Source organism: Clostridium sp. UBA6640, from assembly GCF_002455975.1.
Classification (GTDB): domain Bacteria; phylum Bacillota; class Clostridia; order Clostridiales; family Clostridiaceae; genus Clostridium_J.
This window is the reverse complement of the sequence record NZ_DKLM01000071.1, coordinates 17,129-28,686: the sequence shown is the minus strand read 5'-3', so window position 1 is coordinate 28,686 and position 11,558 is coordinate 17,129. Positions and strand designations below refer to the sequence as shown.

At 25.3% G+C, this 11,558-nt stretch carries 12 protein-coding genes and 1 pseudogene; 10 read left to right on the top strand and 3 right to left on the bottom strand.

All coding sequences use genetic code 11. The features are described 5' to 3' along the window. The first annotated feature begins 1,760 nt into the window (after positions 1-1,760). Positions 1,761-2,297, top strand: coding sequence for an RNA polymerase sigma factor (locus B2W91_RS07830; RefSeq protein WP_291579855.1), 537 nt, complete (start codon positions 1,761-1,763; stop codon positions 2,295-2,297). 222 nt (positions 2,298-2,519) lie between these two features. Here B2W91_RS07830 and B2W91_RS07825 read toward each other — a convergent pair whose 3' ends face one another. Then, the gene (locus tag B2W91_RS07825) at positions 2,520-3,344 is read right to left on the bottom strand and encodes a PHP domain-containing protein (RefSeq protein ID WP_291579854.1); all 825 of its coding nucleotides are present in this window, start codon (positions 3,342-3,344) and stop codon (positions 2,520-2,522) included. Positions 3,345-3,650: 306 nt separating this feature from the next. Here B2W91_RS07825 and B2W91_RS07820 point away from each other — a divergent pair, with 306 nt between their 5' ends. The 8 genes and pseudogenes from B2W91_RS07820 (at position 3,651) to folK (ending at position 9,181) form a co-directional block, all read left to right on the top strand. Beyond that, the gene (locus B2W91_RS07820) at positions 3,651-4,265 is read left to right on the top strand and encodes an anthranilate synthase component II (protein ID WP_291579853.1); all 615 of its coding nucleotides are present in this window, start codon (positions 3,651-3,653) and stop codon (positions 4,263-4,265) included. Further along, positions 4,249-5,608, top strand: a pseudogene (pabB, locus tag B2W91_RS07815) (aminodeoxychorismate synthase component I). The gene B2W91_RS07820 and the pseudogene pabB overlap by 17 nt, the downstream one beginning before the upstream one ends. An 11-nt stretch (positions 5,609-5,619) precedes the next feature. Continuing rightward, positions 5,620-6,066, top strand: a complete 447-nt coding sequence (locus B2W91_RS07810) for an aminotransferase class IV (protein WP_291579852.1) — start codon at positions 5,620-5,622, stop codon at positions 6,064-6,066. Further along, on the top strand, positions 6,048-6,398 hold the full coding sequence (locus B2W91_RS07805) for an aminotransferase class IV (protein ID WP_349680795.1): 351 nt from the start codon (positions 6,048-6,050) through the stop codon (positions 6,396-6,398). The genes B2W91_RS07810 and B2W91_RS07805 overlap by 19 nt, the downstream gene beginning before the upstream one ends. A 28-nt stretch (positions 6,399-6,426) precedes the next feature. After that, complete coding sequence (folE, locus tag B2W91_RS07800; protein ID WP_291579851.1) at positions 6,427-6,984, top strand: GTP cyclohydrolase I FolE; 558 nt, start codon at positions 6,427-6,429, stop codon at positions 6,982-6,984. 13 nt (positions 6,985-6,997) lie between these two features. Next, the gene (locus tag B2W91_RS07795) at positions 6,998-7,495 is read left to right on the top strand and encodes an HD domain-containing protein (protein WP_291579850.1); all 498 of its coding nucleotides are present in this window, start codon (positions 6,998-7,000) and stop codon (positions 7,493-7,495) included. Positions 7,496-7,521: 26 nt separating this feature from the next. Beyond that, positions 7,522-8,331: a dihydropteroate synthase gene (folP, locus tag B2W91_RS07790; protein WP_291579857.1), complete on the top strand. Its 810-nt coding sequence runs from the start codon at positions 7,522-7,524 to the stop codon at positions 8,329-8,331. Between the two features lie 19 nt (positions 8,332-8,350). Further along, a complete protein-coding gene (gene folK / locus B2W91_RS07785; RefSeq protein WP_291579849.1) occupies positions 8,351-9,181 on the top strand; it encodes a 2-amino-4-hydroxy-6-hydroxymethyldihydropteridine diphosphokinase in 831 nt (276 codons plus the stop codon). 103 nt (positions 9,182-9,284) lie between these two features. Here the strand turns inward: folK and B2W91_RS07780 are convergent, their stop codons facing one another. Next, the gene (locus B2W91_RS07780; RefSeq protein WP_291579848.1) at positions 9,285-9,755 is read right to left on the bottom strand and encodes a DUF4883 family protein; all 471 of its coding nucleotides are present in this window, start codon (positions 9,753-9,755) and stop codon (positions 9,285-9,287) included. Between the two features lie 63 nt (positions 9,756-9,818). Next, complete coding sequence (locus B2W91_RS07775) at positions 9,819-10,934, bottom strand: AI-2E family transporter (protein WP_291579847.1); 1,116 nt, start codon at positions 10,932-10,934, stop codon at positions 9,819-9,821. Positions 10,935-11,119: 185 nt separating this feature from the next. Between B2W91_RS07775 and B2W91_RS07770 the strand changes: the two genes are divergently transcribed. Then, positions 11,120-11,335: a DUF3006 domain-containing protein gene (locus B2W91_RS07770; RefSeq protein WP_291579846.1), complete on the top strand. Its 216-nt coding sequence runs from the start codon at positions 11,120-11,122 to the stop codon at positions 11,333-11,335. Positions 11,336-11,558: the final 223 nt, after the last annotated feature.

The window sequence follows — 11,558 nt, the reverse complement described above, 5'->3', positions numbered from 1 at the left end:
CTTTTGTCTACAGTCTGAGACCAGCAGTATAATTACTGCAGGTCTTTTTCAGATTTTTGACGCACATATTATATTAACGTTTTTTGAATTCTAAAAATATTTTGTTAATTTTTATTAAATATATTGTGGCTTATCTGAAAGTTCATTATAATAATTATTTTTCTACATAACATAGATACTAGCATTATTCATTTAAAATGAATTTTAGTTTTAATTTAATATATATTAGAAAATTCTCTCTGGAATTAATTTTTTTAAATTAATATAGAGGATTTTTGAATATAATATAGAATAATATATTCCAATAATATGTCGATTAAGTAAAAATAAGTAAAAAATATAATATAAAGAAGAATAGAATGATAGAGGAAGTAATAATAAGTAATAAACTTAAAGATACAATAATTTTAAGCTTAATTATAATAACATTACCCTTAAAGTAAGGTGAGAAATGGAATAATAAGTGAAGTTATATATTTTAACAATTACAGAAGGGAAGAAAATAGGGAAAATTTTTATAAAATAAAGGTAAACGTAGTTGGTATAATTGTTAATACTAATAAATAGTTGAGTATTAAATTTACTATGAAAATATACTTAAAATTGAAGAGGTACTTAATCTAAATTAAAATATTAATTAGTAATATTCAATATATGATAAAACAAAGTCTGTTTTAGTTTCAAACCTGAAGAAAGTTAGGTTAATGTTATAATTTTATTTTAAAGCAAATTGGTCATAGTTTTATTATTACAGTGGTGGATTTAAATAATAATGTATATTATATCGAAGTTTTTTAAAACTAGTATTAAGAAGGTTTTTATTTTATTTGGTAAAATCACTCTTTTAATAAGAGGTTCATGAAATAAGTGGCGAAAATAATTCAATAAATGTTAAATTATATGTAATTATTAAAGGTAATTTACTATAGAGCTGTTTTGTATAATGAGTTTTTCTGCTGTTGTAAGCTATGGAATACCCTTATTAGGGTATTCCATATTGGTTATATGATATTTTACTGCTATGTATATCTATGCTACGATATATTTTATGTTTTGAATATATGAATTCTGTATCTATCAAATTCTTATTTTAAAGTAACAGAGTTGTATTTTGAATAAAGTTTTATACTTAAATAATTTGATGATTATACTATTACTTCTATAGTCCTTCATTCTACGCTACATTTTAGAATTGTTCTAAATTCATCTAGTTTGCCGAACTTATACCTTTTATCTAACTTCCTTTTATCATATTGTATCTCTAACGGCTGTAATTTGGTTATTCTTAATTATTTCATTATCTATTTTATAAAAAATTTTAATTATCTTTTCATTAATGCTTTTGAAGTTTTTCTAAATTATGAATCATATTACAAGCCCTTTAAATACCATATTTATGTCTATTTATTATCTATTTTGCATAATCCAATATTTTTAGTATCTACTAAAATGAGCATATAATGGTTAGGGTTGAATTTATTTGCTATGTAAGATTTAATTTGTTTTTTTATATTGATTCTCTTATTTTCAATTTTGAAATCCAACTTATTTATCTTATTTATAATGAACTTAAATCCTATGTAATCCCTTTGGAGTTGAAATATTATCACTTCTGGGGATTTTTTGCATTTTTTAATTAAATTTTCATATCAAAAGCATTTTTTAAATTATTATTTTCCATTTTTTATAAAGGTTTACATATTTAAGTATTACTTCGTCCTTCATTGATAAATTAAAAACTTCTTTGAGGGGGAAAGATTATGAATGAATCATTATTTCAATTGATTGAAAATTCTCAAAAAGGAGACAAGATATCACTTTTGCTGATAATTGAAAAGTTTAGTCCTTCAATAAAAAAATTTAGCAGAAAGTTAGGCTACGATGGTGCTGATACTGACCTTATAATAAGCTTTATAAAAACCATTAAAGAACTAAAACTTACTGACATAAACTTAGAAAATGAAGGTACCCTAGTAAATTATCTATATAACTCAATAAAATTTAAATATATAGACCTTATGAGAAAATATTTAAGAATGTTTAAAAGAGAAACTGAACTAAATTTAGAGATAATAGAGAGTAAATATACTTATGAAATTGAAGATAATATTTATGTTGAAGATCTTTTAAGAACTTTATCTAGAATGCAAAGAATAATTTTAGAAGAAAGATATATTAAGAACTATTCGGATATAGAAATTGCAAATAAACTTAATATTTCTAGACAAGCTGTAAATAAAACTAAAAATAAAGCACTGGAAAACTTAAGAACTTATATGAATACTATATCAATATAGGTTTTATAAACTTTATTAATGGCAATTATAATTTATATTTTAAAAATAAAAAATAAAGATAAATGGAATAATTATTATCTCAAATTTTAATAAAAACGCTGAAAATCATATTGAAGCAAAAGAAAATTTAGAATAGGTAAAAAAGTTATAAAAATAGGCTATTCATAATAGCGGAAATATTATCCATGTTATGAATAGTCCTATTTATATTTTTCACTTTGATTATTTTTTAATTTCTAAGGATTTTAAGAAAATTTCACATCTTTTATTATCAAAATAACAACCTCCTAAATCTCCGTGAGAGGAATCATTGTATATTCCATGAAAATCAGAGCCACAGGTTAAAATTTTATTATATTTATGCGCTAAATTGATAAATTTAGCAGTATCATATTCAGAATTGAGAGAATAATAGGCTTCTATTCCATCAAAGTCATGAGAAATTAAGTCTTCAACTTTTGATTTTTTTATAAGAACAGGGTGAGCTAAAGATACAAAAGCATTATGATCTTTCAATAGCTGTATTCCTTCATCTAGGGAGACTTTTTTATTTTCTACATAAGCAGGGCTATCTTTAGATAAAAATTTTTTAAAAACTTCATCAAAGCTATAATTATATCCTGAATCCATGATTGCCTTTGCAATATGAGGGCGGGCTATTATGGGATTATTTGATATTTGATTATAATCTATTATTATATTAAAATACTTTTTAAGATTTTCTATAATTTTTTTGCCTCTTTCTGCTCTAAAGTCCTTCATTTCTTTCAAAAAGTTTTGAAGAGATAGAGCTTTATAGCTATCATCTCTAAAATAACCTAATATATGTATACTTTCTTCATTATAAATTGTAGAGAGTTCAATACCTGGTAGAAGTGTTATAGGAAGTTTCTTGCTATAAATTAAAGCCTCTTCTACGCCATCAGTAGTATCATGATCTGTAATAGACAATATATTTAATTTCTTTTTTATGGCATAATCAACTAGTTCACTTGGAGAATATCTGCCATCAGATGCAGTGGTATGGCTATGTAAATCTATTTTCATATCATCACCTCATATATAATTCTATAATTTAAAAGATTCTTGTTGAATTTTCAAAGTTAATCTCTGATTTTTTTGATATAATATAGATATAACTAAGAAATATTAAACATATTAACATAATAATGTCTGTTAAAGAAAACAATTCGTAAAGAATTGATTTCAATGATAATTATAGGGATACAATGTAAAAACTTAATATATACTCTGGAAAATAAATTTTCTATAAANNCATTCTTAATTTTTCATTCATTTAAGTTTATTATACCATTTATTTAAACAAATATTATTTTACTAAAGGAGTATACAATGTTTTTAATGATTGATAACTATGATTCCTTTGTTTATAATTTAGTCAGATATTTAGAAGAGATAAAGGAAGAAATTAAAGTATTTAGAAATGATAAAATAACTATTAAGGAAATTTATGATTTAAATCCAGAAGCAATAATTATTTCGCCTGGTCCTAAGTCACCAGATAAATCAGGAATAATTTTAGAGGTTATTGAGGAGTTTAAAGGTAAAATCCCTATATTAGGAATTTGTCTTGGACATCAAGCTATTGGACATGCTTTTGGAGGGAGTATTGTAAAAGGGGCTTATCCTGTACATGGAAAAGTTAGTAGTATAACTCATGATAATAAGGGTGTATTTAAAAGCTTAGAGAACCCTTTTAAAGTAACTAGATATCATTCTTTAGTCATTGATAGAAGAACATTACCTAAATGCCTTGAAGTAACTTCTGAAACAGAAGATGGAGTTATAATGGGAGTAAGACATTGTAATTATCCTATTGAAGGAGTGCAATTTCATCCAGAAGCAGAACTTACAGAGTTTGGACATGAATTGCTAATAAATTTTATTAATATTGCAAGAGAATATAATAAAAGTACATCAAGGAGTAGTTATGAGAGTAAAAATTAAAACTGTAGAAACTGATTTAAATTGCTTCGAAATATTTTCATTATTTAAAGATGAAAAAGATATTATTTTTTTAGATAGTGCTAAAGANNAATAACTTGGGACAGTATTCAATAATAGGTTTAAATCCATATTTAAAGTTTAAAAGCAAGAATAATTTATGTACTATAAATGATAAAAGTTTTGAAGGCGATAGTTTTGCAGAATTAAATAAAATATTAAGTGAATATAAAATAGAAAACAATACAAATCTTCCATTTATATCAGGGGCTATAGGATATTTTTCTTATGATTTAGGACGTCAAATAGAAGACCTTCCTGAAAATGCTGTTGAAGATGTTTTTATTCCTGATGCTTATTTTAATTTTTATGATAATATTATTATCTATGATAATTTAAATGAGAATTTATTTATTACAGCGTTAGGAATATTTAATAGTCAAGAAGAAAGTATAAACTATATAGAAGAGAAAATTAAATTAGGAGAAAAAAGAGAAAAATTAAACTTAAGTAATCTTAAATATGATATAGAGACTTTTAAATCCAACTTTAAAGAAGAGGAGTATTTAAATACCGTATCTTCCGTAAAAGAATATATAAAAAATGGGGATATCTATATAACAAATTTAACTCAACGATATAGCAAAGAAATAGTGGAAAAGCCCTTTAATATATATGAAAAGTTAAGGTCTATAAATCCTGCACCTTTTGCTGCTTACATGGCTTTAGAAGATTTTTATATTCTATCTTCATCGCCGGAAAGATTTTTAAAAATAGAAAATAAAGTTATAGAAACAAGACCTATTAAAGGTACTAGACCTAGAGGAAAGAATATAAGGGAAGATGAAAGATATAAAACTGAACTTTTACAAAGTGAAAAAGATAAATCTGAATTATTAATGATTGTTGATTTAGAAAGAAATGATTTAAGCAAGGTGTGTAAGCCGAATACAGTAAAGGTAACAGAATTATTTAAATTAGAAGAATACAGTACAGTATTTCATTTAGTTTCAACAGTTGTTGGTGAAATTAAAGATGAGCATTCTGCTATTGATTGTATTAAAGCTTGTTTTCCAGGAGGTTCTATAACTGGGGCACCTAAAATTAGATCTATGGAAATAATTGATGAGTTAGAAAAGGTTAGAAGAAATATCTATACTGGAGCTATTGGATATATAGGATTAGAGGGAAATGCAGATTTGAATATTGTTATAAGAACTGCATTAATTAAAGATAATAAAGCATACTTTGGTGTAGGAGGAGGAATAACCTACGAGTCAGTTGAACAAATGGAATACGATGAGACTTTAGATAAAGCTAGAGCTTTAATGAAGGTTTTAAAATAGGTGATAAGATTATGGATAATAAAGAAATAGAACAAAGTATAGTTTTAGATGATGGATATGCTTTTGGAAAAGGACTTTTTGAAACTATATTGATATTAAGTGAACCGGTTTTTTTAAAGGAGCATATAAAGAGACTTAATGATGGACTAACTCTTTTAGGAATAGATAACTTTATAAGTGAGAAAGATATCAGAGAAAAGATGGAAGAACTTAAGCTTACAAATTGTGCTTTGAAAATTATTGTATCTGAAAAAAATATAATCTATTCAAATCGGCCTATAACCTATAGAGAAGAACATTATAAAAGGGGCTTTAATTTAAAAGTTAGTGATTACAAAAGAAATCAATTTTCTAAAACAACTTATATAAAGTCTTTAAATTATTTAGATAATATTTTAGAAAAAGAATTGGCTTTAAAAGAAGGATTTGATGAAGCTATATTTTTAAATNNTTTTTAAATTTAGATAATTTTTTATGTGAAGGTTCAGTTTCTAACCTGTTCGTTGTAAAAGATGAAATAATTTATACCCCAAAAATAAGCTCAGGTATCTTACCTGGTATAGTGAGAAATTTTCTAATTAATAATTTAAGAAGTAAGGATTATAAAGTTATTGAAGATTTTATCTCATTAGATGATTTAAAGAACAGCGATGGAGCTTTTTTAACTAATAGCTTAATGGGTATAATGAAAATAAATTCTGTTGATGGTGAAAATATTAAAAATAATAAAATTATAGATGAAATCAAGATTTACTACGATAATTATATAAATAGTAAATATGGATATTAGCATAGGATAATAGAATGGAGTGTTAAAAATGGTTAATGAAGAAAAAATAAGAGAAGCAGTCGCCATGATTATAGAAGCAATAGGGGAAGATCCTGAAAGAGAAGGATTAAAGGATACACCAGATAGGATTGCTAGAATGTATAGTGAAATATTTTCTGGACTAAATGAAGATCCAAAAGAACATTTAAAAAAGACCTTTACTGTAGAAAATGATGACATTGTAATTGAAAAGGATATAGTGTTTTATTCTATGTGTGAGCATCATTTTGTTCCTTTCTATGGTAAAGCTCATATTGCATATATACCTAATGGAAAGGTAGCAGGACTTAGTAAACTTGCTAGGACTGTAGAAGTCTTTGCAAAACGACCTCAGCTTCAAGAAAGAATGACCTCTCAAATTGCAGATTCTATAATGAAAAATTTACAAACTAAAGGTGCTTTAGTTATTATTGAAGCCGAGCATTTATGTATGACTATGAGAGGAGTTAAGAAGCCAGGAACTAAAACTGCAACTATAGTTTCAAGAGGAATTTTTAAAGATAATATATCTCTACAAAATCAAGTTATTTCTCTAATTAATGGATAATTAAGGTGGTCAAATGAAAAATTTAATTGATAATAATGTTAGAATTAATAAAATTTTAAGCAATAAAGAATTTATTAAATATAGTAATGAATTAAATGAGTTAGAGGAAAAAAGAAAGTTTTGTAGACATGGAATTGATCATGCTTTGGATGTAGCAAGAATCATGTATATTAAAGCACTAGAAAATAATTTAGATATTAGTAAGGATATAATTTATGCAGCTGCACTATTACATGATTTAGGAAGAGTACTTCAGTATAAAGATAATATAGGACATCATGAAGGTAGCGTTATTATTGCTAAAAATATATTAATTCACTCTGGATATAATGAAAGCGAGATAGATGAAATATTAATGGCAATTGAAAAGCATAGAGAAAAAAATCATGAAACGAATTTATCGAAACTTCTATATAGTTGTGATAAACTTTCAAGATTATGTTTTAATTGTAATGCTATTAATGAGTGTTATTGGAATAATGAAAAGAAAAATATGATTATAACCTATTAGTAGGAGAGGATATTATGAATAAAATAATGAAAATAGGAAATCGTGAATTTGAATTAGGAAAAAAAACCTTTATTATGGGTATATTAAATGTAACTCCAGATTCTTTTTCTGATGGAGGAAAATTTAATACTGTAGATAATGCTGTTAGGCATGCATTAAAGATGATAGATGAAAATGTAGATATAATAGATATAGGGGGAGAATCTACAAGACCTGGACATGAATCTGTTAATGAAGAAGAAGAATTAAATAGAATTATTCCTATTGTTGAAGCTATAAGAAAACATACGGATATTCCTATATCCATCGATACATATAAAGGAAAGGTTGCAGAAGAAGCAATTAAAGCAGGTGCATCTTTAATAAATGATGTATGGGGATTTAAAAAAGATCCATATATATCAAAAGTAGCTGCAAAGTACAATGTTCCTTGTTGTTTAATGCACAATAGAGAAAACAAAGATTATAATAATTTAATTGAAGACATGTTAGAAGATTTGAAAGAGAGTATATCTATAGCGATAAGTAGTGGAGTAAAAGTTGAAAATATAATTTTAGATCCTGGTGTTGGATTTGCTAAAACCTATGAGGATAATCTTGAGGTTATGAGAAACTTAGAAAGGTTTAAAGAATTAGGTTATCCAATATTATTAGGGACTTCAAGAAAGTCATTAATAGGCAATACTTTAAATCTTTCACCAGAGGAAAGAGTTGAAGGTACTATTGCTACCACTGTAATAGGTGTAATGAATGGTTATGATTTTGTTAGAGTTCATGATGTAAAAGAGAATTATAGAGCAGCACTAATGGCCGATGCTATATATAGAAAAAAATAAATTTAAGAGGTATATAAATATGGACAAAATATATATAAAAGATCTAGAGATATTTGCAAATCATGGATATTTTCAAGAAGAAAAAAAACTAGGACAGAAATTTATATTATCCTTTGAATTGGATTTAGATTTAAGCGGTGCTGGAGAGAAAGATGATTTAGACAAAACTGTACATTATGGTATACTTTGTGAGGAAATTGAAAAAGAGTTTACTAAAACTAGTTATGATCTACTAGAAAAGGCAGCAGAAGAAATAGTAAATTTTATACTATTAAAATATGAGGCTGTTAATAAAGTAAAGCTTAAACTAAAAAAACCATGGGCGCCGGTAAGAAAGCATTTAGATTATGTTGCTATTGAAATTGAGCGACAATGGCACAAAGCATATATTGCAATAGGCTCAAATTTAGGAGATAAAGAAAAAAATATAAGAGAAGCACTTGAAATTATAAGTAATTCGAACCATACTAAAATAAATAAAATTGCAAAGTATTATAATACAGAGCCTGTAGGATATACAGATCAAGATGAATTTTTAAATACTGCTATAGAAATAAAAACTTTGTTAAATCCTAAAAATCTTATGAAGTTTTTACTTGAAGTAGAAAAAAGTTTAAAAAGAGAACGAATTATAAGATGGGGACCTAGAACTTTAGATTTAGATGTAATATTTTATGACGATTTAATAAGTAGTGATGAAGAAGTTATAATCCCTCACCCTAGAATGGAAGAAAGATTATTCGTATTAAATCCATTATGTGATATTGCTCCATATAAACTTCATCCAATATTAAATAAAAGAATAATAGATATACGAGACAGTATTCTTAAGGATTCTAATAAAGAATAGGACAAGTATTTAATTTAAAATTATAGAGAATTAATGATTCAAGTTGAAATTAATTTCAACTTGAATCATTAATTTTTATGATCTTAAATCTTAAAATAAGTTGTTAAGATAAAAAATACTTACATAATCCATATAAATTAAAAGCTAATGGAATTTCAGCCATATCAATATAATCCATTGAATATTCTCCATCCCAAGGATAAATAGATATGTATCTTTCATTATACACATTAATAATGTATTTCTCATTTTCGAAGGTTATAAACACTTTATATATAGGTATTGTATCAATATCATCAGGCTTATCAATGAAGTATTCATTTTTTATTGAATTTATAAGCCGAAGTACGTCAAAAGCTTCCTCTTCATTCAGATTCTTTTGTTTGTACAAATTAACATCAAATACGCCCACCTCATTAGGAGTACTGTCTACATAACAATCTATTAAGTTATAAGTATGGTAGGAATTAGTAGGCTTTTCATCTTTAAATATATTTTTAATATCATAGCTACAGGAAGTAGTTGTGATTAATATTAATACTATGGTAATTAAAGTTACTATCTTTTTACACATAAAAAATCATCCCCTTTTTTCTATATTAAATTATGAAAAAGAGAGATGATTTATTACTAAATATTACTTTTTTACTAAATCTTTAAATTTAGGATGCTTTTCTTCGTATATGTCCATAAATTTTTGCCAATATATTTTTATAACCCCAGCAATAGGTACCGCAATTAACATACCTACAGCTCCATAAACTGCCCCTCCTACAGCTAATGCAAATATGCAAAAGACAGGGTGGATTCCAACAGTTTTACCAGAAAGTTTAGGACCAAGCCAATTTCCATCTATTTGTTGTAGTATAAATAATAAAATTAGTATAAAAAATGCTTTCTGCAAACCGTAAAATACATTTAATAAGGTACCAAAAACAATGCCTAAGAAAGGTCCAAAATAAGGAATCATATTGGTTAGGCCAAAGAATAAACTAATTAGCAGTACAAAGTTAGAGTCTAATAAAATTAAACCAATAAATGCTGCTAATCCTACTATAGCAGATTCAACTGCTCTTATACCTATGTAAGAACCAATCATTTTATCAAAAGTATTTAACAATTCTATAAATTTATTTCCTCTATCTTCTTTAAGAACCATATACATAAGCTTTTTGAAATATAGAATGAAGTGTTCTTTATCATATAGATAATAAGCAGAAATTACAAAACCTAAAGTCCATTTAATCAAAGAGCCAGCTAAAGAGGTGGTTATTGATAATAAGGATGTAAAAATAGTAGATAATATATTATACATATTTGCATTTATTTTATCTATTATATTATTAGTTTGAATCCAATATTTAACTGTATCATTAGTAATATAATTTTCTATGAACTCCATTGTTTTTGACATAAAGGATGGAGTAGCTTCAATTAAAGTTTTAAGGTTTGATATTATTCCAGGTAATAAGAATTTTATATTTAAAATAGTAAGTAAAATTATTATTATAAAGGACAATAACAAACTAAGGCCTCTAGAAAATTTAAGTTTTATCTCAAAAACTTTCATTAAAGGGTTAATACAATAAGCGATAATTGCACCAATTATGAAAGGAGATACTATGATTTTTAGTGAGGCAAATAAATCAACAAAGATTTTATAATTATTTATTAATTTAATACCAATAAAAGTTAATAACGTAGCTAATATTATTTCTCCATATTTTTTAAAAGTCTTTAGTATATACTTCATATTACACTTCCCTTCTTGTGGTATAGTACCAAAACTTACATATATACTATATCATAAACTTATATTGGTTAAAATTATCTTTTTAAATTTGTTAAATTATTTATAAGAATTTAATAATATTACTTCCAAATTGTTGCAATCAGATATAAAATAAAACTATAAAAGGTTAAAATGAGGTGAAAATATTGAAATTTATTATTGATAGATTTGAAGAAGAATTTGCAGTTTGTGAAAATGAAAAAGGAATAATGGTGAATGTTTCTAGAAATAAACTTCCTAAAGAGGCAAAGGAAGGTGATGTACTTATTATTGAAAACGAAAATACTTATATAAATGTAGAGGAAACAGAAAAATTAAGAAAAGAAATAGAGGAATTAACTAAAGATATTTGGGAAGAATAATATCTTTCCATTCTCTTTATAATAAATAGTATTTTAAAAAAGCATGGAAAGATATTAAATTATATGATAAAGCTTAAGGAATAAAAAAGTACTTATTAAAAAATTAATAGAAATATAGAAACGAACTAAATTTAAAATTTAAATTTGTTTAGATTTAGTTCTTTTTATTGAGAGCTAAGTTTTATAAATATGAAATTTAATTAGGGGTACGGCAACCATTCAT